This is a genomic window from Phocaeicola sp. HCN-6420, assembly GCF_037890145.1.
Lineage (GTDB): Bacteria > Bacteroidota > Bacteroidia > Bacteroidales > Bacteroidaceae > Phocaeicola.
The window spans coordinates 280,144-303,368 of the sequence record NZ_JBBKBJ010000001.1; the positions used below are offsets into that span (position 1 = coordinate 280,144).

The following is a 23,225-nucleotide window of genomic DNA, read 5'->3' on the forward strand; positions in this document are numbered from 1 at the left end:
AAAAGTTGGGGATACCTTTTTAACTGGTTTTAAGTCGTGTATTTGGTAGGAGATTACTTTTTGTGTGTGATATTAGTGCGTTTTAATCTGTATTTTGATATAGATAGTATTATATATTTTCTCATTGATTATGTTGTAAAATTAATGTAAGTTGCTGATTTATAGTGTTTATTTGGATGATAATGCGTATTTTTACGGTGAAAACGTGTGTGTGCGTGTAGAAATGATGCAGAATAGTTCAGCAGGTAGAACAGCAGGATAAAATTCGCTTCCCTGTATGGTCTCCGGTTCGAGTCCGGGTTCTGCCCCAATACTTTTGTGAATTTGCGTTTTTATAGGTATTTGGTTTAAGGTGAACGCTCCCGGTGAAAGTCCGGGAGCTTGAGTTATGATTAAAAATTATTTACGGTGGCTTAATATAGTATTGGACCTAATGAGTTTGTCCATAGAAAGAATATGGTTGTGTGTCAAAGGTATGTCTTCTTATATAATCTTGTTCTTTTTATCTGTTTACCGATTTATATTCTATATGGTTTTAATACTATTTCCATATTTAATTCTATTCTTTCTTGGTGTCTTTCTCAGAGATGTCTGTCAATAATCCTTGAGATGAAACAGAAGAAGTAAGAAGCTTATAATCTATTTTATTTTCTTCTTTTTCTTCTAAAAGAGCAGATGGATGAATTTCCCCTCCTAATTCAATTAGCTTTGTTAAGTCAGATATTGCAGCCCTTATTCGTCCGATACGTTCAGGATCTGAATCTTGGCCTTTATAGTATTCTTTTTCTACATCCTCTGCCAGCCTGGCCATTTCAGATTGAATAATCTTTTCATTGGTCTCTTTTATTGTTTTCATTATTTCATTTCCCATAGAGTAACGCTCATACTCTTTAGCCATAAGTTTAATTCCATAATATTTTTTAGCGGCATAGAATGCAGCTTTAGCTAGTGCTATTACTAATGCTGCCGCACCACTCGTTACGACAGATATCGTAATCCACGAAGAGCCATAGTCTAATTGTTTGAATTTTACCTGTTGTCCATATTCAGATACTGTTTGTGATAAAGCTTTGTCTATGAGGGTACATATTTTAGACAATGCTCCTATATCTTGAACTACAGGCAGTTTTATGTTAATAATATCTTCAGAATCTTCCGTTGGTACATATCGGTTTATCCATTCATACATTATACCAATGGTATATTTCATTTTATCGAGTTCTTTTTTATAATTAGTGTATTGAGTTCCATCCAAGCTAAAACGGTCTCTTAAACTTTCTATTATTTGGGTATATATATCGATTTTTAATAGTGAATGTTCTAAAATACCGGAATCGAGCAAGGCTTTTATAGCCTTTTTTGTTTGCAATATATTGTCTAAATAGTAGTAGCTCCCGCTGGTTGAAAATTTGGGGTCAAAGTTTTCGTAAGCTATATTAATATATCGTTTTATATCAAGTAGTCTCATATTGTTCTTTATTTGTAATAAAATATCATTTGTGAAGTCACGTTATAAAATTATTTCCATTTCACAGCCTCATCAAGAAATTGTTTCAGTTGTTTTTTTGTTGATTCCATTCGCACAGAATCTGGGGATGAAATATATACAGAAGTTGCATTACTTTTAGTAATATCTCCATCAGCTCCAACTATATATGTATTGATGAATAAAGAATCCCCGAAATCTGTCGAGCATAAATAAGCATGAATAATCTTTTTACCTATATAATGCGGAGTAAATTTAGATTTAAGTTCTTTCATTTCTTCGTAATAGCCTATAGTTTCATCATGAATAAAAGCTGAGTCTAATTGTGCTTGGGCCTCTACAAGTTCTTGATACTGTTTAGTATCTTCAACCTTTGACATGGCACTATCAGTTGCGGAGTATGCAATCGGTTCATAAATCCATGTCTCAGGTAAAGAGGATTGAACAAAATCTGATATTGATTTTTCTATTCCTTCTTCAGATGTATTATTACATGAGCAAAAAAATAAAAATGCAGTGAAAAGTATATGTGTAAATATTTTCATACAAACTTTAATCATTAATGTACATAATTAAAAGAACTTCCTGATACTTCCCAGAACAGCATATACTTTTAGAATCATGCTGATGGGGATTTCCTGTTCACAAAACTCCTCGCTTTTATTAGAAGGAATAAGCCGTACATAACCTTCTTTTTGGCTTAACCTGACTCTTTTCACAGTACGATATTCCTCTGTGACAATACCGTATATTTCTCCTGCAGGAAGATATTGGATAGGTGTCGTTACTTCGCGTAAGGCGATAATGTCACCATTGCTTATCTCCGGCTCCATTGAGTGTCCGGTAAGGTTGCACCATACTACTCCTTCCTGATTGTAGGGAGGATAATTGATATAGAAATCAGGATTTCGTGTCTGATCATTCACAATCACATCAAAACCACCTATAAAATCTACATTAAAGTAGGGGGCTCCTTCGTAGATTTGGTTCACGGATGGAAGTTCGTCTTCTTTTTTGTCCTCTGAGCGGAGCATGTTTCCTTCTCCGAGAAGAAGCCAATCTGGTGATAAATTGGGATATTGGGTCAATATTTTGACTATTTTATCAGAGCCAAGTTCACTTTTCTTTGCGTCTCCTTTAAAGTTTGACGCAGAGACTCCTATAAGAGTGAAGAAATCAGTCTGTTTTATCCCTATTTCTTTTATAAAAATCAAAATTCTGTCTTTTGAAGTCATAATTTTGGCTATTTAATTTGTTTTGGTCAAAATATTGTCTACTTTTGCAAAGTATTCCAATAGGAACACGCCCTAAAGGTACAAAATAAAGACTATAAAACAATAGAATTATGGCAGAAACAAGAAAACTCATTAAAGCAAGCGGTGAACTTCAGGAGGAAATCGCCGCAAAACTGAAAGTAACAACCCGTTCTGTTCGTTCGGCTTTGGCATACGATACCAATAGCCCTACAGCAAGACTTATTCGTTCGTATGCCTTGAATCATGGAGCAAAACTCTATGAGCTGAAGGAAATGGAAAACCCGTATGCGGAAGTTATTAACCTTTAAAAACAATCTGTATGAATCTTACAAAGTACTCCTCTAAGAACATCGAATCACAGCTTGAACATGTATGCGAACTGATAGACTTAGTGAAAGGTGATAGAGGATTTCGCGAGGCTGTTCAAGACGAAGAGTTTTGTATGCTAATAAAGATGCAGGCGCAACTGTTCGAAGAAATTAAGAAAAGAGAAAAATATCAACCAACTGCATAAATGATTGCTCATTGCTATTCCGGTTTGTGAAAATAGGGATGGCACCAAACTCAAAATCATAGAATCATGAAACGAATCAATACAACCACACGCTATCTGCTGCTGATACTGGTAGCAGCCATACTGAACCGGCTGACAGACGGCACAATGAACCTGATCATAACAACCTGCCTCTGCCTTGCACTCATACCTGCTGCAATACGGATGGACAAGGAGGATAAAGAATACCAGGAATGGATGGATGAAGAAAAAAAGAAGCGGGAAGCACAGAAAAAGGAATAAATAACACACGGCTTGCAGAGCTTCACACATTCAGGATAACGACTGTAATTTGACATATTGGGCTGTTTTCAATAGGAATTGGGAATATGGTAAAAAGAAGGAGTGAAGCGGCTGCCATCCGGGTTCAAGCCCCGGAGCCGGACTACAATCTTAACGAATTAATCATGGAAATGTACGGAAACACATTATGCGTCAGCTTTACGGAACTTGTGGGGAGCGGACTTATCAGCCAGCCCACCTATAAGAAATACATTCGTGAAGGCAAGCTTACCCTCCTCCAGCGGGGAGGTAAAGGACGCGAGGCACTGATTGCCTACCGCTCCATGCCGGAACGGCTCCGTGCAGCATACGATGACACATTCAAGAATGCATACGAAGAAATGAAACAGCGTGAGCAGGAAAAGTACATCAACACACAGATCCGCTTCGATGCCGATGCGGTACGATTCTTCAAGGAGTTTGAGCCACGTATCGAGCCTTATAGACAGTTGGAATACATCTTGAACGCCCAGGTGATGAACGAAATGGTGCGAACAGAGAAGGCACGCAGTGTGGAACATGCCAAAGGAGGCTTTGCCCGCCGTGCGGAAACATGGAGCAGTGTGCAGATCTGCTGTGAGCGTCTCCGCGAAATCACAGGACACACGCTTCCGAAGAATCCGGCCCGCCTGCGCGAGAAGTTCAATGCTTACAAGCGTGAGGGATACGTGGTGCTGGTTAGCGGTAATCTGGGCAACAGTGCCGCACGCCGCATCGGAAAGGCTGAAGGTGCTCTTCTGCTGAAGCTCCGCCGGAGCAAGTTTCCTGTCTACACAGATATGCAGCTCTTTGAGGAATACAACCATCAGGCGGTGCTTCGCGGACTGAAAACCATCAAGAGTCCTACTACGATGCACACGTATCTGAATGATCCGGCGGTGATGGTGTGGTGGTATGCCGCGGTAAATGGCGAAAGGGAATTCAAGAACAAGTATATGCCAACCTTCGATACGGTAATGCCGTCCATGCCTAACTCGCTGTGGTATTCAGACGGTACGAAGATAAACCTTTACTACCGTGCGTACGATGACAGGCAGAAGCGATGGGTGGCACGAACAACGGATGTGTACGAGGTGATGGATGCCTGCACGGAACTGTTCCTCGGCTACTTTATCGGTGACGGCGAAAACTTCTACAACCAGTACATGGCGTACCGTATGGCACTGCAGACATGGAAGGTGAAGCCTTATGAGATAGTGACCGATAACCAGGGAGGACACAAGAAGCTGGCTTCGCAGGGATTCTTCAAGAAACTCTGCCATCTTCACAAAACCACGATGCCGCACAACGGCCAGTCCAAATCCATCGAGTCCGCTTTCGGACGATTCCAGCAGCAGGTACTTCACAAGCTTTACAACTTCACCGGTCAGAACATTACGGCCAGGAAGCTTTCAAGCCGTGTGAACATTGACCTGGTAATGGCGAACATTGACCAGCTTCCCACGCTGGAGGAACTGAAACAGCAATATGCCGACTGCCGCGAAGAATGGAACTTGATGCAGCATCCTACCAGCCCCACCGGCATGACACGCAGGGAAATGTACACCGCGATAGAGAATCCGCAGGCACAGCCGCTTGATGACTATGAGGCACACGAAATCTTCATGCTGTTCTCTCAGGCTCCGGTGCAATACACCAAGGAAGGTTTCATTTTCCGCATGAACAAGCAGGAATACAGCTACATGGTGTATGGCGATGACGGACTGGTAGATATGAACTTCCACCTGCAGAACGTGGGCCGTCAGTTCCTCTACCGCTACGATCCGGAAGACATGACCCGCATCGAGCTATGGGCGGTGACTGACACGGGAGCCAAGTATGCGGCCATCGCTACACCGAAAGTCACGATCCATCGTGCCACTCAGGAACGCACCGAAGAGGAAAACGCTTATCTGTTTGCCCAACTGGATGCCAACCGTCGCACTCGTGCAGCCATGCACATCGCCCAGGAAGACCTTTTCATGGAGGAAGCCATGGGCGAAGCATACACCCAACTTCGGATACCGCGTCCGGTGGCCGTGAGCGAAAAGCAGCTTGACGGATACCGCGAAGAAATGAAGCGTGGCACACTGGAAGCTCCGGTACCGATGCCCGAAACGGATATTCCGGAAGAGCCTGTACTGGCAGATGAACCGCTGACCTTCGCCTCATCAGGAGACTGGACAAAGAAAGTATCGAACCTGACGTTTGATGAACTGGACAGCTTGGGAAAATTCTAACGATTTGATTAAACAATACTTAAATACCTATTAAAACAATGAAAGGATTAACAACAGAAATGAAAGAACAGGTGCGCAGCGCACTGATTGCCTACCGTTCCAATTACCCTACGTTGAACCGTGCCGCAGAAAGTTTGCAGGGTGTAAGTTCGGCCACCGTGAGCCAGCTTTGCAACGGGAAGTATGAACTGATCAGTGATGAAATGTTTATCCGTATCGCTTCGCAGATAGGCTTTGCCTTCGACTCATGGAACCTTCACGAAGGAAAGACTTTCAAGGAAATCACTTTTGCGCTGAGTGACGCACAGGCATACAAGAACGTGACATGGATTGTGGGTGATGCCGGATGCGGAAAAACCACGGCAGCCATTGAATACCGCCGCACGCACCGCAACGTGTTCTACATCCTTTGTTCGGAAGATATGCGACGCTCAGACTTCGTTCGTGAGATAGCCAAACAGGTCGGCGCACCTACCGACACGACCAACCTCCGCGATATGCTGGAGAATGCCATCAGTATGATTTCTTTCCTGGGGAATCCGCTGCTGGTGTTTGATGAAGGCGACAAGCTTACTGACAGCGTGTTCAACTACTTCATCAGCATTTACAACCGTCTGGAAGGACACTCAGGTATCGTGTTTCTCAGTACGGATTACATCAAGCGCCGTATGGAAGCCGGTCTTCGCTACAACAAGAAAGGTTACAAGGAAATAAACAGCCGAATCGGACGCCGTTTCTTCGATGTGTCTCCCACAGAACAGAATGACATCTACGCCATCTGTCAGGCTAATAACCTGACCGACCGCGCCGATATCGAAGAGGTGCTGAAAGATGCCAGGCGAAGCGACAACGACCTTCGCCGCGTGAAACGATGCATCCACCGTCAGAAACGTATTATCGAAGCAAGAAGGAAAGGAGGAAGCAATGAATAGAGAGGATACTACACCGCCCCCACAGAAAAAGAAGTTCACCTTCGACCGCAACGCGAAAGGGGTTCGTGAGCTTCTTTCCATGAAGTTTGACGTGATGGATTTCGATGGTCCCTGGTACGATGCATTCGGCACTCCGGAACGCCGTGGAGTCTGGATCATCTGGGGAAACTCCGGTAGCGGAAAGACCAGTTTTGCCCTCCAGCTCTGCAAGTATTTGTGCCGTTTTGGCCGTGTGGCATACGACAGCATGGAGGAAGGTGCCTGCCGCACCATGCAGGATGCCATCCGCCGAACCGGGATGATGGAAGTAAACAAGAAGTTCCTGCTGATCGACAACGAGAATATGGATGAACTCAGCATACGACTCCGCCGGCAGAAAAGCCCGGACATCGTGGTTATCGATTCCTTCCAGTACACACGAATGACGTACCGTCAGTACATTGACTTTAAGGAACAACATAAGCGGAAGCTGCTCATCTTCATCAGCCACGCCGAAGGCCAGTTACCCAACGGACGTGCCGCCAAAGGAGTGACGTACGATGCCTCGCTGAAGATCTACGTGGAAGGCTTCAGGGCCTTTTCAAAAGGACGCTTTATCGGTCCCGTAGGACATTACGATATCGTGCCGGAGAAAGCCCGGCAATATTACGGAGAAGAATAATCTTTTCAATTTACAATTCATAATCAGAATACATGAGAACAATGATGAAAGACCGTCCAATCACACCGCAGCAGGTGAAGGCACTGCACGCTCAGTTCCGGAAAATGGGATTTGATGATGATGACCGCCATGGTTTTATCAGCCAGTTCACGGAAGGAAGAACCGACAGCACCGCCGGACTGACCAAAGAAGAAGCCGGACTGTTGCTAACACGGTTCAACCGTGAGGAAGCTGACCGCATCCATCGTGAGGCACGCAAAGTAGTGAAACAGATTTTTTCCCTTTCGTTTCATATCTCCTGTCTGAACAAGAATTACACGAACGAAACGGAAGCGGATTTTGAAATGAACAAAGCGAAGATAAACCAGTTCTGCCGTACACGCAGCAAGTTCCGCAAGCCTCTTACGGAAATGTCGCTGGAGGAACTGAAGGAAGTGAAACGACAATTTGAGGCAATGGCAAGAAAGGAGGAATGATATGAGAAAGCAATCAGAAATAAATCGTGCAATAGCGTATCTGGAAGAACGTAATTACGATCCGATATGTCGCATACAGAGGGAAGTTTTAGAAGAAAAACGCAGCGAATCATGGGTATTCAATCGGTATGTGCGCGACGTTCCGGAAGACGAGCGCAACGAAACTCTTTTCTATGCCGCACGCGATGCAGCCCAGTTCCTTGCCGGAAAGATTGGTATCAGTTCCATCTGTCCGGATCTGGAAGACGGACCGGAAGATGAAGAGCAGGAGGAAACAATTACCCTGAGCCTCTCGGAGTACAAAAAGCTTCTGCGCCGATTGGATCGTGTAGAAAGAAGATTAGGACTCAGGGTGGGTTCTTTAGAGAAAGTACCTAGAAAAGATATTTCAGAAGCACCGGATGATTTGATAGGTCAGGCTGACGCATGCAGATTAATAGGATGTGGAAAAACAACTATAAAAAGATGGGCTAACAAAGGGCTGATAACAGGATATCAGAAAGGACGTAGCGTGTATTACAGCAGACGCGAGCTGATTGGTAGCCCGGTAGTGAAAGATTACAAGGACAGTAAATCAAACAAGGAATAATCATGGAACATACAATCGAACAAATTCAGAATGACATTATGAACCGCATGCAGCAGTTTGATTTCGGCGACCGTGTAACGATACTCCGTGAACTGGAAAACTTCTGCGGACAACAGGCTGATGAGACCATGAAACTGGAATACGATTTGGCGGCAATGGAGGACATGAGGGATGAATAGGAAGAAATACATCGTATGGAGGATCATTTATTCTTTCCACGACAGACCGAATAAAAGCATCCGCTCATGCTGGCGAACCGACAACTTGACGGATGTAAGGAAATTGGCACAAGGGATTAATCCAGAAGCAAAAATACGTTTGTGTTATACAGAATTTAAATAACGATTAAAACTCAATTAAAATGGCAACAAAAAGAACCAAGAAAACAGTAATCAGCGGAGTAAGCCGCGAACAGTACGAACAGGCATTTGCCGAGTTTGCAATGGCCGACGCAAAGGCCCAGTCACTTACCGCGAAGATGGATCAGGAGATGACTAAGATCCGAGAGAAGTACGCCGACCAGCTGGCCGAGCTGAACGAAACGAAAGACCGCACCTTTGAAGTGATGCAAACCTACGCCACTGAGAATAAGGATACGCTTTTCAGCAAGAAAAAGAGTCTGGAGTCGGCACATGGTATCATCGGATTCCGCACCGGTAACCCGAAGTTGAAGAATCTGAAAGGCTTTACCTGGGCCTCGGTTACAAACCTGGTAAAAGAATTCCTTCCTGATTATATCCGTACCACAGAGGAACTGGCCAAGGACAAGCTGCTGGCTGACCGGGAAGTTCCTGAAGTGGCCGAATTATTCCCGAAAATTGGTATTCAGGTGGTACAGGACGAATCTTTCTATGTCGAACCAAAGAAAGAAAGCGATGCAGTCCAGACGGCCTAAATACACGTATGAACGACGTGGTCCTCTTTGGATTGTGTATCGCAATGAATACACCCAGTCCACATGTGAAGGCACTCCCATAGCGGAGTGTCATTCACCGGAGGAAGCACGAGAAAAGGTTTACCAATTAAATGGATGGAAGAAAAACAACCATGGCAGAACTAACCTTTAATTCACCCATCCGGCGCGACAAGTGGCCGCGCTGGATGATCAAGCTTCACGAATATCTTACCCGAATATATGACAGACCTATTCCGGAAGTCGATTATGACGATTACGACAGGCTCAGACGGATAATATTAGAAAAAATAGTCATACTCCGGAAAGGGATGATACTGAATAGGACTTCGATATTCGTGTACATCGTAAAAGGAGACAGCGGATATGGAGTTGTTATCCTTCGAAACAACAAAGTAGCAATAACCTATTACCTGGAATAATGAACAATCGCACACAAATTATCCTGTTCACCGCATTTTCCATCATCATCGGGCCGCTGATTATAATGGGATTCATTCTGAAACTTGCAGGAAGAATGCTCGATATACTTGGCTGGCTGTGCTGGATGGAACCACGCATGGCGCGGAAAGGATGGAATGAATTAATCAGAAAAATAAAAGAATCATGGAGCACAAATTAGGAGAAACATTCACATGGAACGGACATACGCTCGAAGTAGCCGAAGTGGAAGATCCGGAAAATGCTTGCAGCGGATGCTATTTTTTGAGCACGGCATAAGCTGCTACGGGAACGGACTTGAATGTATGGACGATTCAAGAAGAGACCACACTAACGTAATATTTAAACAATCAACAAAAACAGAAGAATTATGATGCACAACTGGTTTACATGCAAAATCCGTTATGAGAAAACGATGGAAAACGGAATGCAGAAGAAAGTAACAGAACCCTATCTGGTAGATGCGCTCAGTTTCACCGAAGCCGAAAGCCGTATCATCGAAGAAATGACACCTTTCTTTCAGGGAGAGTTTGTAGTTGCAGGTGTAGCAAGAGCAAATTATGAAGAAATTTTCCCAAGCGATGAGGAGTGTGCCGACCGCTGGTTCAAATGTAAACTCTGGTTTATTACACTGGATGAAAAGAGCGGAGCAGAAAAGCGTACTGCCAGCAACGTACTTGTACAAGCTTCCGACCTTCGCGACGCCATCAAGAAGCTGGACGAAGGAATGAAAGATACTATGGCTGATTACGTGATAGCTTCCGTATCAGAAACCGCCATCATGGATGTGTACCCATACGAAGCAGAACCTGATGTAAAACCCGAATTTGAAAACGCAGATAAGAGATGAATACAGAGAAGACTTATATCCATCGCCGCGTATGCCTCTGCCGCCAGTGCGGAGGAACCGGCTCAGTAACCGTGTATGCAGAGAAAGATGTGCGCCGGGAATATCCCCAGCAGAAAGTGTGTCCGCAATGTCAGGGCAGCGGACGGATCTGGCTCAGCGGAACAGTAATCAAACAGATTGAACCCTATGCAGAACCAGAACCTTAATCTGTTCAAGCCTCGCAGGGTGGCGGCAAAGATTCATTACAGCATGATCAGCCAGTTTATGTTCATCTGGGTGAAGTGGAACCGCCCCTGCGATCTGAAGGTGCAACGATCACAGCAGAACCCGGAATTACAGGGTATCTGCTTTGATATTGAGAATAATGACACACTTGACATGATTCGGGAACTGAAGCGTGATTTGAAGATTGAAATTATAGACCTTTAATAACCACTATCCCGGTGCGGCCTGACCACCTATCCGGGAACAAATTTCGGGATATTCCGAAAAAAATCGGGCAAGCGTGCTTGGATAATAAAAAAGAATTTGCATATTTGCGGTGCTCTAAGATTTTTGAATAACAACAAGGACAGCGAGTTCTGTCCGATTGCACTGCATCCGGGCATTTTTTATGCCTGTATGCAAACCGTCTATAAGATGGCGGCATCTAACCCCGCGCATACGTTGTAATGGCGTAGGCAAGTCCTTGTTGTATGGTCTTAGAGCGGCGGGTAGTGGATGCCGTTCTTTTTTATCATCCACACAAATGCTCATTAAAAATACAACATTATGTGTAACAAGAAAAATGAAGCCCCGATGACCGGGCAGGTTGAAGTGTTCAACTTCAGCCAAGAGAAAGCACCAATTCGTGTGCAGTTAATCAACAGTGAACCGTGGTTTGTGGCAAAAGATGTGTGTGAAGTGCTTGGCATAGCGAATCACAAAGATGCTGCGTCACGTCTTGATGAAGATGAACGGCGTGGGGTCGGCATTACCGACCCCATCGGAAGACCACAAACAGTCACAGCAGTTTCCGAGAGTGGTTTGTACTCTTTGGTATTCCAGAGCCGCAAGGCAGAGGCGAAGAAGTTCCGCAAATGGGTAACGAGTGAGGTGTTGCCGTCCATCCGCAAGAAAGGATATTACGGTATATACAAGCCGAAAACAGATTTCATCGACGCGCGAGATATTCCCTACGAAACACGTATGTTCAATAACAGTCCAGTACGTTGCGTAACCATAGATAATGAAACGTGGTACAGCATGAACGACCTGCATGCGGCAATGGGAAGCCGTACCGAAAGTACACAAGCTGCCAAGAAGCTTAACGCCAAACAAACATTAGCAAAGAAAATCCTTCTTTTTGGGGCAAACAATCCCGGATGGTTTGTAATGACACGCGGAGCAATGCTTCTGCTTAGTGCAAGCCGTAAAATGAACAACGTGAAACAGATGGAACTTGAATTCAAGGAGGACTGACCTATGGCAACAAAATTCAATTATGAACAATGGGAAAAGTATCTGAAGATAGCAGATTTTGAAGAAACCGTAGATTCGCTAGATAATATCCTTTTTACCGCAGTCATGAGATTGCTTGACATGGATGGTGGATGTCCGGTGGAACAAGACCAGACCGATGTGTCGAACGTGCGTTTCCTGCTGGAAAGCCTTCGTAAGTGTATCAGACAATAATACAGAAAAAATCCCCGACACCGAAAACCGATGCCGGGGATTGCTGTATATTATTCACCTGGTTCTCCAAGGAAATGACATATCGCTTCGTGCTGCAAGGGAGTCAGGCTTCGCTGTCCCTTATGGAAATGCAGTTCCGTAAGCCGTTGCTGTAAGTCTTCGTTCAACACTATCCAGCGGCGAAGCTGCGCTACGGCACTCCGGGTACTGGATTTAGGGAAATATTGCTGAGCCAGGTCTGTAAGGTATATCGCTTTCATATAGGTAAAGATACGAATTATTTTTTGTACTGCAAAAATTACCCTGCGGTAAACGTCCTGTTTCCGCAGGGTAATAGATCATTTTTCCGGCGGTAAATTATTCGCCTTCCAGCTCCTTATACGATTTTACCTTCTTAAACTGAAGGTTCTCCAGTGCCAGCGTGCTTTGCAGTCCCAGTCCCGGACGGAACTGAAGATGAACCTGACGGATGTAACTTTCGTTGAAGTCTTCCGACGTTTCCGAACCGTTGCTGCGTATCTGAGCCTGGAATGCTCCAAGATTCTCCAGTTTTACGATTTCTCCTTTGGCGATGTGGCGGTTTATCTGCTTGATCAGCGCACGGATCACGTTCAGCACGTCACCGTCGGTCAAGGTCGTACTGTAGGCGATATCATCCGCCAGCTCGTTGATTTCGACTGTTCCGCTCGCCTGTGCCTTGGCGTAATACTTCGCAGTGCCTTCCATATCTCCCGGCTTCTTGTAAGCCGCAATAGAATAGTTGATAGCCATGTGTCTGTCTTTTTTAAATGTTTGTAAAAATGTGGTTAACTTGTCTAGACAGTGCAAATCTACGGCTGTACAGGTCCGGGCTGTCGTAAAAGCAGTTATTATGTGCGTGAATAAGATAATGTCCGCATTTTTTTGTAATTTTGCGATAAATCGTTGTCTATGGATTCTCAACTGGAGCTGTTCCCGTCATATAAGCTTTCGCTATCGGAAATGACCCGAAAAGTCACTCTCCCACTAAAGCGTATGGCATCAGATAGAAAAGAACGTCTGATGCTACGCAACCGTGCGATGGTGGCACGCAAATATTATTGGGAGGAAATCATGCGCCGCCGTCCTGACGACGTGACTGTGATACTGGCTGAACATGAATTTTTTGTAGACGAACGTACCATCCAGAACGCGCTGATGGAAAACGCGGATTTCTATACAGATCTTTGCCGCCGTAAAGTGACGGCACGCCAGCTTCAGAAAATGTTTCCTACGTGGAAATTCTGATTATTCGATTACAGCCGCTTCAAATGCCATTTCATATACTTTCAGTCCGTCTTCCCTTTTCAGAGGTACACAGCTTCGGCGCATGTATGGTTGCTGGAAATGATCAAACCACCGCCCATGTATCGTTTGCTTTATCTTTTCCAGCAGGTCAAAACGTTTCAGAGCAGTATCCCGTACGGATTTCGGGGTACGGGTGTTCAGACTTGCACAATCATTGAAGGCAATGGTAAGCACAGCTCGCAGGGTACAGCGTTGGGGCACTGTCCCCATGGAAGACAGGTCACGTGTGTCGGGCATGGAAAATTCTACCAGACAACAAGGCCATGCCACAGGCGGACGTTCATCGGTGTAATAATCCAGCTGACCTTCGTCAGCATCAATCCAGCGGAGTTCTGGCACTTCCGTTTCAAGCAGTTCGAGCAAATCGCTCATGTATTCTTTCTTCATTTCAATATGGATTTAAAAAGTTGTTCGCTTACTGTCTTTAATTTACGTTCCAGTTCCGGACAGTTACCCATGAACTGTCTTTGGGGAATGTTCATTTTCCGTATATGACTTTTCACCTCGACAGTCTTTCTCTTTTTCTTTCCTTGTTTTTTCAGATTACGGGTGTGAGCCTTTACCACCACGCTTCCGGTAAAACCTTCGTTGTGAACCTGTGCGTAAGGGACCTTGCTGTTTCCGGCGGCAATGACCACCTTCTTTGGGGTTACCCTTACTATACGCACACTGCCTTGCAGTTTACCGCTGCGTACCAGCATAGTCCCTTTCTTCGGCTTGTATTTCGGACTCAGTGCCGGCCATGGTTTACCATCGAAAGACTTTTCTGAGAACCTGGTCCTGGAATATTCCTTGGCTTCTTCCGCTATCAGTTGAGGAAGCGCGCTCATTGCCTGGGCTATTTTTTTTGCAAATTCATCGTTTGTATTCATTTGTTTTTCAATTAAACAAGTGGTTTAAAATTAAAAACATTATCTTTGTAACGTTCTGACAACCGGACTAGATGGGGTCCTACCTTGGTTTGGCGGGGGGCAGCCGCAAGAAATGGAAAGACGCAAGGTTCGGTCAGAGTAATTCAAGTTGAGGTATGACACCGGCTATCCAATCCGGGCGGGCGGAGAACCACGGGATGGTTCTCCTTTACGGGCCGGACGGACGCAAGGACATACTTCAGCGTTTTTTTATGAGCAGTCCCCACCGGCGTTTATCCCAGATGTTCTTTTTCATATAGGCTACGGTCTTTCCTTTCAGATTAGTCTGCATGACGTACCATGTTTTCAAAACCAAAGCTTCACCCTCTATCTTGTAGTTTACTGCCACCACCTCATCGCGATAGAATTTCAGCAGGCAGTAGGTATCAAGCTGTTCTGCCTTTTCGAGCGAGTTCTTCTCTATCTCGTTGTTCAACCATACTTCGTCAGGATCCATCAGCGTATCGAGCATGGCATTCCACAGTGCGATACGGTTATCTCTTCCTTTTGCGGTAGTATGACCGAAAAACTGTTTTTCGTATATGACTACCTTCCGTCCGTCGTAATCGGTCAGCGAAATCACACCATCTACAGCTTTTTCTTCCCAAAGCTGTTTTTCATTGCGCTCCACACGGGGCGGCATATCGTCCTGAGCGTTGTCCTTCATCTGCTGTACGGTGGGAAGCTCCCAGCGGTCGGCGGTCATCTTTTTCAAATAGGATGCGGCCTGCTGCGGGAACTTGCGGATGTACATCTGGTCGGCAGTAAATATCTGTGCGGTGTCGCAACGGTTAACTCCCCATCCTTGGGCTGCCTGCATCTTCCATTCTTTGGTAGTCAGAAAGTCCAGTACCCTCTGCCGCATAGCAGACAAATCCTCACCTTCTACCTGAAATGTCATAAGCCCTCGTACACGGCAACGGCAGTTCCATCCATTCGGAGGATATATCTTGTTCCAAAGTTCGTCATTAGCCGGAAGAATCACTCCATGCAGTTTTTTATGTTCCTCACGTACACGGCCATCGGCTACGGTGAGGTATTGCCAGTAAGGGAAGACAGTCCTGTTCTGTACCAGTCTGCGGTACTGCGAAGTGGCTTCTGCTGTCAGTACGGCAGTATCGTATTCGGTTTGCTGCCACGTCCGGTTAAAGGCTTTTGTCACCTGCTGTGCCTTTTCCATAAATTCATTGTAACTTCCGCTTTCCCGGAACAGACGGTTGAGTTCCTGGATTTCCGCAAGCGTCTTGGCAGCACTGAAATGATATAGATTGGTTTCCATGGCAGTACGGAAAACATCATCGGGAGCATTGTAGGCAAAACCGGTATCAATGTTTCTTACGCCTGATTTAAATGATGTTTGAATTGCATTTAAAAATTCTCCGGAAAAGAACCTGAAAAGATCAGGTGAGAACAGTTCCTCACCGTTCCACACTTCATCGGCTATCTTTTCGTCAAGATCCGAATCATCCCTCATGCGGACTGCGCCAGCCCCGGCTCCCGTCGGGGCTTCTGCGAAAAAACCTTTTATCCATTCCCAAAGACTTTGTTTGTCCGTATTGCGTACAGGAGGCTCGTTCCCTTTTTCCGGATCTTTCTTCGGCTCCTGAACCTCTTCCGTACGAGGTTTCTTATTCCCGTTTGCAAAAGGCTGCTGTACGGATTCTGCCGGATTCAGGCTTTGCAGAATGTCCTCATCGTTTTTCGGTTCCGGTATGCCAAACTTCTCGTATACCCATGAGCGAGGAATGGGAAGTATTTCGCTCAGTGTTTTCAGGTCTGTTACGGAAAGTTCATCCTTCTTGTCTACAAAAGAGAACTTTCCACCACCTGCCGGATACCCGCGTTTCTCCAGTAACGGCACAAAGAACTTGTTCAGCATGCGGATAACAAAACGCCGGTCGCTGCGGTGCTTCTTTTCCTGTACGGCCAGATGTACCTGGCTTTGGCTGAGTGATGAACCGCTTTGCGTAGTCATGGTTTGTCCCAGAATCGTAATCAGTATTTCTTCGTTGCACGCTTTCCGGAAATCATCGTAAAGGGCTCCGTTGGTTGTTCCGCTCATCAGGGTGGTTTCTATCTCACTTTCTTTTGGTACTACCATATAAGGTGCGGAACCGGCCGTCTCGAATGCCTCAATCAACATCCTGCGGCTGGTATCGTCCAGTGAGTTATACTTACCGATACGGATGGGCATACCGAAAAGCTCGACAAACTGTGCCCAATCGCCAAAACCGCCCCGCTTATATATAACATATGGAGCGACTTTCAGCAAAAGCCCCAGATCATCATCGCGTCCCCACTGGATAATCATATCGTCACCGGCATAGCTGATTCCGTCACTGTCTCCCTGCTGTCGTACGATGACCTTTTCTTTGGGACGGATGTGTTTCCGTGGAATGGAGTTGAAGTCAAATTCCGGAGTGAATGTAAATTCATCCACAGATATACCCCAAAAGCGGCTCCACATGATGCTTTCCAGCAGCCGCTCGAACTCCAGCGAATTGATAAGGTTTTCCATCACATCGGACTGCTTTCCGTCTTTTGTGATAAAATTAATATCGGCATCGGTAATCGCCTCTATACGCTTGTTGATGGCATCCGTCACGGAACCGTCAAGCAGAATACTGGAGTACAGGTCATACAATGGGAAACGGATGCCTATATCGGCTGCACGCAAAGCCGATTTCCAATTCCCTATGTCATTTATTTCCCGTCTGGGAGGCGTAAGTACAAGAGTACTGTAAATAGGGGTAGGCAAAGCCTTGCTTACTGTTGTCGGATCAGGCATGGCAGCCTTTCCCCTATAATTCTTTTTATTTTTCTTTGCCATAATCGTATCGTTTAAAAATGATTGTCCCGCTTTCGGTTACTTCCGTAATCCATCTGGCAATGGCATCCCGGAGCATGTCCGCAGTCCGTACTGTCCGGTTTGGCAGGAAGATTAGGATTATTACGGTTCTGGTTGTTCTCCAGCCATTCTATTGCCCGGTTATACCGTTTTTCACGCAGTTCCATATCCACTCCGGCGTTGCAGAGGTTGACGAAGTGCCATGCCGCGATATCTTTTACGAACAGCAGCAGGATAGCGTTTCGTGCGCTGCCTGTTGCGGAAAAGATAGCTTGTGTATCGTATTTGGTAAGATAACCGGATGCTTCCTCTATGGCGGCATCAATGGCAGAAAGCATAATCGCCTCATCGCCATGACTTATAGTTTCAATGTTTTCCTGGTAGATATGTGTGTACATATCTTCTGTTGTCAGGTATGCCATAATCTTAGAATCTTTTTTTGTTTGTATGTCTTTTACCGTACCAGATACTTCCCGTTTCAATCTTGGCTGAAAGCTGCTGGCACATGTAGTATCCTCCCTCCACTGCATCAGGTCCGTCAGCCGGTGACGGGAGTCCGTCATCAAACAGATTAAACTGTTCCTGAAGCCGCAACATGTGAGGATTGTCTTTTTCTTTAATATTAAAAACCAGTCTTCCGGCACGGTGCAACGGTTCAAGATTACCTTCGATGCGGGCAAACTTCTCCGGTTTCTTCCGTTCGTCCGGACTGATATTAATGTAAAATCCACGTTCTTTTCCCTTGTTCAGGAAAATTGGTTTGAATACCTGCTCGTAAAACGGGTCCTGAAGGGTGTTGTTCTCAATGAAGCAACGCAGCTGGGCACGCTCCTTCACATAGTCTTGGAGATAGTAGTACCAGTTCACAAATTCATCGTTAGTGACATGCTGAAGGAAACAGGTGTACACATACAGCGTACCTTCATACAGTCCGCACAGGATGTTTGCCTTGAAGGAGTTTTGTGCGGCTTTCTTGCTGACCTTGTTACTGTATGCCGGGTCGCCGTAGCTGACAATGTATTTCAATTTATGTACAGGCGGACATTCTCCCCATTTAATTTCATCGAAATAATGTCCTTCAATGACAGGATTATTGAAACATTCCTTCTGACCGGCTGCCAGACTGACCTGAGCCAGCACTTCATCTACGGCTTCTTCACTGTTTTTTTCGGGCCATACCGATTTTCCGTTCCGATAGTCTTCCTGAGGGTCAGGATGGTTGATGTCTACCATACGCAGGTTGATGATGTCCCAATGTCCCAGCGGCTTTTCACGGTCAGCCAGTTCACGGGCCTTGTTTCCGGCACGCACCACGCAACAATCCTTGGCAATTATATTACCCGTCCAGATGGTCAGTAATGCCTCACTGATGGAACGGGTGAAGAATAAGGCATTCTCAAACCATCGCCACTTGTTGTTCAGCACTTCGATGTTCCGGCATTCCTCGTCGGTATCGTAGTCGTCCATGAGCAGCAGGTCAGGCCGCACTTCATCCAGCTTCACACCACGCGGAGATTGTCCCCATCCCATAGCCATAAACGAAGCCCGGTTTGACAGGATGAAATAATCTTCCGTCCATTTAGTTCCTCTCATGTCCCCGTAGAAGTATCGCAGGCGTTCGTTTGCTTCAAACTGCGCCCGGTACACATTGAGCAGTTTGATAGCCGCATCACTGGTAGCAGAAGCAAGGATTATCACCCGCTTGTTCTTTTTCACAATCACAAGGTATAGTACGGTCATCATTACAATGGTACTTTTTGCCAGCTCACGCGCCCACGAAAGTACCTCGTACCAGTTACCGTCGGAATGGTTTATGATACGACGAATTGCCTTCTTCTGGAAGCCCGCGAACTCATATTTGGCAAACTTATAGAAGAAGAATTTCATCCATGCTATCGGATCGGACTCCAGCTCTTTCAATTTTCGGGACTTCTCTGCATCGCTCATGGTAAAGTCCACCGCAGTCAGTGTGCGCACCTGTCGCAGGAATTCCTCCCAGTCTTCCACCAACTGCTTGTTCTTTCCGGTCAGTTTCTGTCTTGCCATATCATTTCAGTTGTGTCTTAATGAATTCGTCAAACTCGGATGAAATATCGATTGCCTTTTCCGGATTCCGGGCACGCAGCCATGTCAGGAACTTCTTGCTTACTCCGATAATGTCTGCGATGCCGAAATCGCCCTCCATTTTGGCGATGGCCGCAGACAGTTTGTTGATTGTGTCTGCCTGGGCAGGTGTGGCATATTTAGTATCCGATTCGCTGATTGCCTTGTTTATCTGGGCTATCTGCATATACAGATGTCGTATCTGTTCCTCACGGGTGGAGGTGACAGCCGCACGCAGCATCTCCCAGTTCTCCTTTTCCGCCCATCTTCCTACGGTTATACGGCTTACGCCCACTTTCTGCGCAATATCCTGAAAAGTCATGCCTTCCTGCATGAACAGCAACTTTGCCCAGTCCTTTTTCTGTTGGTTTGTCAGGTTGTTTGTCATGTCCGTTCGTGTTATATTTTAAAACAAAGGTAGACAGTTCCGATGAATTGTACCAATCGGTTTGTAATGCTTTCCCTATTTATGTAACTCCTTACATTACAGAATGTAACGCTTACAACCTGATTTGCCTGATTCATTTTTTCACCCGAATTTTGCGATAAACAAGCATGAGCACAATGAACAAATCATACAAATTCACAGTACACGATGAATCGGTCAACACCTACGGCTTCCGTATGCTGACTGATGGAGCCAACCTGACGGAATTTGAGAAAAATCCCGTCATACTGTATAACCATAACGACTGGGAAACGCCAATAGGCCGTGCTGACAGGGTATATAAGGAAAACGGAACCATAGTTGCAGAAATCGTATTTGATACAGCCGACCCGAAAGCCGCTGAGATAGCCGGTAAGGTAGAGCGTGGATTTTTGCGTATGGCATCTGTAGGTGCATGGCCTCCGGAAGAGGCTACGGACGATGAACTTATGAAACTGGACGGACAGACCGGACCGACCATTACACGCTGGACACTCCGTGAAATATCAATTTGTCCGATTGGAGCGAACCACAATGCTCTGGTCATGTACGACCGTACAACAGGCAAACGGATTGACCTGTCAGACCGGAGTACGGTCATACGTCTGGCTGACAATATTAAAAATATGAATCTCAACCCTAAAAAAGAAAACAATATGAGTGTGATTACACAAATGCTGCGCCTGTCCGACTCAGCCAGCGAACAGGCAATTGCCGAAGAAGTGCGCAAGCTCATCGCGTTGCGTGATCAGTATCAGTCGGAAATAGCCGGATTGAAAACAGAAAAAAAGAATTTACAGCTAAAACTGGACACCTACGAACAAAAGGAACGTAAAACCAGAAAGGCACAGGCTGTCTCTCTGGTGGATGCAGCCGTAAAAGACGGACGTATTGATGCTTCCGGACGTGATGCATGGCTGAAAGATCTGGAGAATGATTTTGAAAATGCTTCCGTACGTCTGTCTTCCATTACCAGACGGCAGGCTGTAGCCACACAGGTTATTCCCGAAGGAAAGTCAGGAGCAATAACCCTGCGTGACATGACTTTCCAGGATATTCTGAAAGCCGACCGACTGAAAGAACTGAAGCAGGATAAGGAACTCTACCGTCAGAAATTCCGCGAAGCCTACGGACATGAACCGGCTTAAACCATTTTTACAAACTATTTAAAACAGACAAAACATGGCAGGATTAAACAAAGAAATCTGGCTTCCCGGAATCGAGGAGCAGTTTATCCCGGATACCTCGTTCGTTGCAGAAGGTAGAAATCTCGATGCATGGACAGATAACGGTTTCCTGAACCTTCAGGAAGCGGGTGTAAATCCGGAAGTAATTGAGAACAATGAAGTATGGCCTATTCCTATTGTAAGACGTGAAGATATTCCACACAAACTGGAGATGAAACGCTTTGATACGGAAAATACCGTACACATCAACGCTATCGAAGTGGAGGAAGCGGCTGGTAAGCGCGAAAGCGTCATACGCGGACACCGTGTGTCTTTGCAGACTAAGTTTGCGAAGATGGCAGGATATAACTGGTCACCGGCAAAAAATACGGAAAACACTCCGGTAAATGTGGTCAGCACAGGAAACAAGAGCAGCATCAACAACACGTACTATGCCTTTACTTATGAAGAACTGCTGAAACTGGATACCCAATGCAACCTGATGGATATGCCAACAGAAGGCCGAATCCTCCTGCTTCATCCGTGGCACGCAGCCGACCTTCGCAAACAGGATCTGGAAATGTACAAAAGCTTCTTCAACGGCAGCTCAATGTTTAATTTCAAGGTATATATCACCGCAATGACTCCACGCTACAATGGGGAAAACGGACAACGTGTAGCATATGGAGCTCCTGTAAACAGTACAGACGCTATTGCCTCAACCTTCTTCTATAAGGAAGCGGTAGGAGCAGCAAAAAGCAATTTCGACATGTACTACCGTCTTAATGATCCGGAATACCGTGGTGACGTTATCGGCTTTAACATGCGCGGACTGGCACTGCCTACTACCGGAAAATACCTGGGAGCTATTGTAACTAAAAAGCATGAGTAACAAACCTTTAAAAAGATAGAACTATGAGTTATCTGAATAGTAAATCAGGACGTACATTTGATTTTACCGCCCCTTACACGGAAGAAGGAGAACGCTGCCAGCGTATTCCTTTTCCGATTGCAGTAAACCGTAAGCCAACCGACAGTTCACACATTACGCATGACACAAATCCGCAGGTAATGACGTTCGACAGTGCTGCTTCAGCAGGTTCTTATACTGTAAACACACTGGTACAGCCTGGCTCTTTGTTGATTGTAAACAACGAGCATGCTTCAAACAAACAAACGATAGGTGGCGTAGAATGCGCCGCAAACGACAGTACTGTACTGATGTGGACCGGAAAGAAGTATGTACAAATATCTAATGCAGGAGTAGGAGGATAAGTCATGAAACACTTTACAATGGGAGAACTTTGTGCCAGTACCACCGCCGACGCTCATGGAATCAAGAATACACCGCCTCTTCAGGAGGCGGGTAACTTGAAAGCCCTTGCCGACAATGTGCTTGACCCGCTCCGTGAATGGTACGGAAAACCGATTACAGTCAATTCCGGTTACCGCTGTCCGCAACTGAACCGGCTGGTAGGAGGTGCGGCAAGCAGCCAGCATCTGAAAGGAGAAGCTGCCGACATTACAGCAGGAAGCAAGGAAGAAAACCGTAAGCTCTTTGAGTACATCCGTGAGAATCTGCCTTTCGACCAGCTTATCGACGAAAAGAATTATTCCTGGGTGCATGTATCTTACAAGCGTGACGGAAAAAACAGAAAACAAATATTGAAACTATAACCATGGCGTAGTACGCCAAATGCTACGCCAATAAAGCACAACAAAATGAAACGGATTATCTTATTTTTCAGCCTGTGCCTGATTACAACACTGGCTTCTTTTGCGCAGACCCTACTTCCGGCTGCTGAACCTGAAACATCGTTCCTTATCGATCTGGGTAGCTTTACCGGAATCGTAGCCCTGATTTCTACATTAGTGACACAGATCATGAAAATTATTCCGGCTGTTTCCGCAAGCAAGCTGGCTAAAATTTTGATTTCATGCGGCGTGGGCATGGTGGTATGTATCCTTGCCTGGCTGTTGCAGCTCACTCCGTTACTTACAGGCTATATCTGGTGGCAGGTGCTGATTTACGGACTGGCGGCGGGACTCAGCGGATGCGGATTCTATGATGTGATTAAGGCTATCGGAGCACTGTTAAAAAAAGAGTAGAGC

Annotated in this window: 34 protein-coding genes and 1 pseudogene; 24 read left to right on the top strand and 11 right to left on the bottom strand. The window is 45.6% G+C overall.

Annotation, left to right across the window (positions count from 1 at the left end; genetic code table 11):
* Positions 1–228 precede the first annotated feature (228 nt).
* Positions 229–310 (top strand): annotated as a pseudogene (locus WKT12_RS01245).
* Positions 311–559: 249 nt separating this feature from the next.
* Here the strand turns inward: WKT12_RS01245 and WKT12_RS01250 are convergent.
* Genes WKT12_RS01250 through WKT12_RS01260 form a run of 3 tightly spaced genes read right to left on the bottom strand, consistent with a single transcriptional unit; the run spans position 560 to position 2,721 of the window.
* Positions 560–1,468 (bottom strand): hypothetical protein, encoded by a 909-nt coding sequence (locus WKT12_RS01250; RefSeq protein ID WP_340318555.1) that lies wholly within the window; start codon positions 1,466–1,468, stop codon positions 560–562.
* Positions 1,469–1,518: 50 nt separating this feature from the next.
* Positions 1,519–2,031: a hypothetical protein gene (locus tag WKT12_RS01255; protein ID WP_340318556.1), complete on the bottom strand. Its 513-nt coding sequence runs from the start codon at positions 2,029–2,031 to the stop codon at positions 1,519–1,521.
* A 27-nt stretch (positions 2,032–2,058) separates the two neighbouring features.
* Entirely contained in the window at positions 2,059–2,721 is a 663-nt protein-coding gene (locus WKT12_RS01260; protein ID WP_022354944.1) for a S24 family peptidase, read from the bottom strand.
* Between the two features lie 110 nt (positions 2,722–2,831).
* Between WKT12_RS01260 and WKT12_RS01265 the strand changes: the two genes are divergently transcribed.
* The 17 genes from WKT12_RS01265 to WKT12_RS01345 all read left to right on the top strand — a co-directional run bounded on the left by WKT12_RS01265 (position 2,832) and on the right by WKT12_RS01345 (position 12,332).
* Positions 2,832–3,050, top strand: a complete 219-nt coding sequence (locus tag WKT12_RS01265; RefSeq protein ID WP_022354943.1) for a hypothetical protein — start codon at positions 2,832–2,834, stop codon at positions 3,048–3,050.
* Between the two features lie 11 nt (positions 3,051–3,061).
* Positions 3,062–3,256 (top strand): hypothetical protein, encoded by a 195-nt coding sequence (locus WKT12_RS01270; protein ID WP_022354942.1) that lies wholly within the window; start codon positions 3,062–3,064, stop codon positions 3,254–3,256.
* A gap of 66 nt (positions 3,257–3,322) precedes the next feature.
* Positions 3,323–3,538, top strand: a complete 216-nt coding sequence (locus WKT12_RS01275; protein ID WP_302995053.1) for a hypothetical protein — start codon at positions 3,323–3,325, stop codon at positions 3,536–3,538.
* A gap of 86 nt (positions 3,539–3,624) precedes the next feature.
* A complete protein-coding gene (locus WKT12_RS01280; protein WP_340318557.1) occupies positions 3,625–5,796 on the top strand; it encodes a hypothetical protein in 2,172 nt (723 codons plus the stop codon).
* A gap of 38 nt (positions 5,797–5,834) precedes the next feature.
* Positions 5,835–6,728: an AAA family ATPase gene (locus WKT12_RS01285; RefSeq protein ID WP_302452168.1), complete on the top strand. Its 894-nt coding sequence runs from the start codon at positions 5,835–5,837 to the stop codon at positions 6,726–6,728.
* Positions 6,721–7,389 carry an ATP-binding protein gene (locus WKT12_RS01290; RefSeq protein WP_340318558.1) on the top strand — a complete coding sequence of 223 codons (669 nt, stop codon included), beginning with the start codon at positions 6,721–6,723 and terminating at the stop codon, positions 7,387–7,389. Before WKT12_RS01285 ends, WKT12_RS01290 begins: the two co-directional genes overlap by 8 nt.
* Before the next feature lie 32 nt (positions 7,390–7,421).
* Positions 7,422–7,865, top strand: a complete 444-nt coding sequence (locus tag WKT12_RS01295) for a hypothetical protein (RefSeq protein WP_118399818.1) — start codon at positions 7,422–7,424, stop codon at positions 7,863–7,865.
* 1 nt (position 7,866) lies between these two features.
* Positions 7,867–8,454 (top strand): helix-turn-helix domain-containing protein, encoded by a 588-nt coding sequence (locus tag WKT12_RS01300; RefSeq protein ID WP_302452166.1) that lies wholly within the window; start codon positions 7,867–7,869, stop codon positions 8,452–8,454.
* 2 nt (positions 8,455–8,456) lie between these two features.
* A complete protein-coding gene (locus WKT12_RS01305) occupies positions 8,457–8,633 on the top strand; it encodes a hypothetical protein (protein WP_302452165.1) in 177 nt (58 codons plus the stop codon).
* A gap of 182 nt (positions 8,634–8,815) precedes the next feature.
* Positions 8,816–9,349: a host-nuclease inhibitor Gam family protein gene (locus WKT12_RS01310; protein ID WP_286031950.1), complete on the top strand. Its 534-nt coding sequence runs from the start codon at positions 8,816–8,818 to the stop codon at positions 9,347–9,349.
* A gap of 152 nt (positions 9,350–9,501) precedes the next feature.
* Positions 9,502–9,789 (top strand): hypothetical protein, encoded by a 288-nt coding sequence (locus WKT12_RS01315; RefSeq protein WP_302452164.1) that lies wholly within the window; start codon positions 9,502–9,504, stop codon positions 9,787–9,789.
* Positions 9,789–9,989: a hypothetical protein gene (locus WKT12_RS01320; protein ID WP_302452163.1), complete on the top strand. Its 201-nt coding sequence runs from the start codon at positions 9,789–9,791 to the stop codon at positions 9,987–9,989. Before WKT12_RS01315 ends, WKT12_RS01320 begins: the two co-directional genes overlap by 1 nt.
* Positions 9,990–10,175: 186 nt before the next feature.
* Positions 10,176–10,658 carry a DUF4494 domain-containing protein gene (locus WKT12_RS01325; RefSeq protein WP_302452174.1) on the top strand — a complete coding sequence of 161 codons (483 nt, stop codon included), beginning with the start codon at positions 10,176–10,178 and terminating at the stop codon, positions 10,656–10,658.
* A complete protein-coding gene (locus WKT12_RS01330; protein ID WP_204433120.1) occupies positions 10,655–10,864 on the top strand; it encodes a molecular chaperone DnaJ in 210 nt (69 codons plus the stop codon). The genes WKT12_RS01325 and WKT12_RS01330 overlap by 4 nt, the downstream gene beginning before the upstream one ends.
* Positions 10,845–11,087, top strand: a complete 243-nt coding sequence (locus tag WKT12_RS01335; RefSeq protein ID WP_302452162.1) for a hypothetical protein — start codon at positions 10,845–10,847, stop codon at positions 11,085–11,087. The genes WKT12_RS01330 and WKT12_RS01335 overlap by 20 nt, the downstream gene beginning before the upstream one ends.
* A gap of 342 nt (positions 11,088–11,429) precedes the next feature.
* Positions 11,430–12,119: a BRO-N domain-containing protein gene (locus tag WKT12_RS01340; protein ID WP_302452161.1), complete on the top strand. Its 690-nt coding sequence runs from the start codon at positions 11,430–11,432 to the stop codon at positions 12,117–12,119.
* 3 nt (positions 12,120–12,122) lie between these two features.
* Positions 12,123–12,332 (top strand): hypothetical protein, encoded by a 210-nt coding sequence (locus WKT12_RS01345; RefSeq protein ID WP_340318559.1) that lies wholly within the window; start codon positions 12,123–12,125, stop codon positions 12,330–12,332.
* A gap of 50 nt (positions 12,333–12,382) precedes the next feature.
* Here the strand turns inward: WKT12_RS01345 and WKT12_RS01350 are convergent, their stop codons facing one another.
* Together WKT12_RS01350 and WKT12_RS01355 are read right to left on the bottom strand one after the other, a co-directional pair.
* Complete coding sequence (locus WKT12_RS01350) at positions 12,383–12,592, bottom strand: DUF4248 domain-containing protein (RefSeq protein WP_204433104.1); 210 nt, start codon at positions 12,590–12,592, stop codon at positions 12,383–12,385.
* Between the two features lie 97 nt (positions 12,593–12,689).
* Complete coding sequence (locus tag WKT12_RS01355) at positions 12,690–13,103, bottom strand: HU family DNA-binding protein (RefSeq protein ID WP_340318560.1); 414 nt, start codon at positions 13,101–13,103, stop codon at positions 12,690–12,692.
* Between the two features lie 243 nt (positions 13,104–13,346).
* Here WKT12_RS01355 and WKT12_RS01360 point away from each other — a divergent pair, with 243 nt between their 5' ends.
* Positions 13,347–13,598, top strand: coding sequence for a hypothetical protein (locus WKT12_RS01360; protein WP_340318561.1), 252 nt, complete (start codon positions 13,347–13,349; stop codon positions 13,596–13,598).
* Here the strand turns inward: WKT12_RS01360 and WKT12_RS01365 are convergent, their stop codons facing one another.
* The 6 genes from WKT12_RS01365 to WKT12_RS01390 all read right to left on the bottom strand — a co-directional run bounded on the left by WKT12_RS01365 (position 13,599) and on the right by WKT12_RS01390 (position 19,908).
* Positions 13,599–14,045, bottom strand: coding sequence for a hypothetical protein (locus WKT12_RS01365; RefSeq protein ID WP_270243228.1), 447 nt, complete (start codon positions 14,043–14,045; stop codon positions 13,599–13,601). It lies immediately after the preceding gene.
* Positions 14,042–14,530, bottom strand: a complete 489-nt coding sequence (locus WKT12_RS01370; protein WP_302995065.1) for a phage virion morphogenesis protein — start codon at positions 14,528–14,530, stop codon at positions 14,042–14,044. The genes WKT12_RS01365 and WKT12_RS01370 overlap by 4 nt, the downstream gene beginning before the upstream one ends.
* A gap of 238 nt (positions 14,531–14,768) precedes the next feature.
* Positions 14,769–17,399 (bottom strand): phage portal protein family protein, encoded by a 2,631-nt coding sequence (locus WKT12_RS01375; RefSeq protein ID WP_302995066.1) that lies wholly within the window; start codon positions 17,397–17,399, stop codon positions 14,769–14,771.
* 11 nt (positions 17,400–17,410) lie between these two features.
* Positions 17,411–17,839, bottom strand: coding sequence for a DUF1320 domain-containing protein (locus WKT12_RS01380; RefSeq protein WP_204433094.1), 429 nt, complete (start codon positions 17,837–17,839; stop codon positions 17,411–17,413).
* A gap of 4 nt (positions 17,840–17,843) precedes the next feature.
* Complete coding sequence (locus tag WKT12_RS01385; protein ID WP_270243225.1) at positions 17,844–19,463, bottom strand: hypothetical protein; 1,620 nt, start codon at positions 19,461–19,463, stop codon at positions 17,844–17,846.
* Position 19,464: 1 nt separating this feature from the next.
* Positions 19,465–19,908: a DUF1804 family protein gene (locus WKT12_RS01390; RefSeq protein WP_235301629.1), complete on the bottom strand. Its 444-nt coding sequence runs from the start codon at positions 19,906–19,908 to the stop codon at positions 19,465–19,467.
* Between the two features lie 167 nt (positions 19,909–20,075).
* On the opposite strand from WKT12_RS01390, the gene WKT12_RS01395 reads away from it, so the two are divergent.
* Genes WKT12_RS01395 through WKT12_RS01415 form a run of 5 tightly spaced genes read left to right on the top strand, consistent with a single transcriptional unit; the run spans position 20,076 to position 23,222 of the window.
* Positions 20,076–21,095, top strand: coding sequence for a peptidase (locus tag WKT12_RS01395; protein ID WP_270243224.1), 1,020 nt, complete (start codon positions 20,076–20,078; stop codon positions 21,093–21,095).
* Positions 21,096–21,129: 34 nt separating this feature from the next.
* Entirely contained in the window at positions 21,130–22,005 is an 876-nt protein-coding gene (locus tag WKT12_RS01400; RefSeq protein WP_302452088.1) for a hypothetical protein, read from the top strand.
* A 23-nt stretch (positions 22,006–22,028) separates the two neighbouring features.
* On the top strand, positions 22,029–22,388 hold the full coding sequence (locus WKT12_RS01405) for a hypothetical protein (protein ID WP_270243222.1): 360 nt from the start codon (positions 22,029–22,031) through the stop codon (positions 22,386–22,388).
* A 3-nt stretch (positions 22,389–22,391) separates the two neighbouring features.
* Positions 22,392–22,790, top strand: a complete 399-nt coding sequence (locus tag WKT12_RS01410; RefSeq protein ID WP_270243221.1) for a D-Ala-D-Ala carboxypeptidase family metallohydrolase — start codon at positions 22,392–22,394, stop codon at positions 22,788–22,790.
* Between the two features lie 45 nt (positions 22,791–22,835).
* Positions 22,836–23,222: a hypothetical protein gene (locus WKT12_RS01415; RefSeq protein ID WP_270243220.1), complete on the top strand. Its 387-nt coding sequence runs from the start codon at positions 22,836–22,838 to the stop codon at positions 23,220–23,222.
* Positions 23,223–23,225 lie beyond the last annotated feature (3 nt).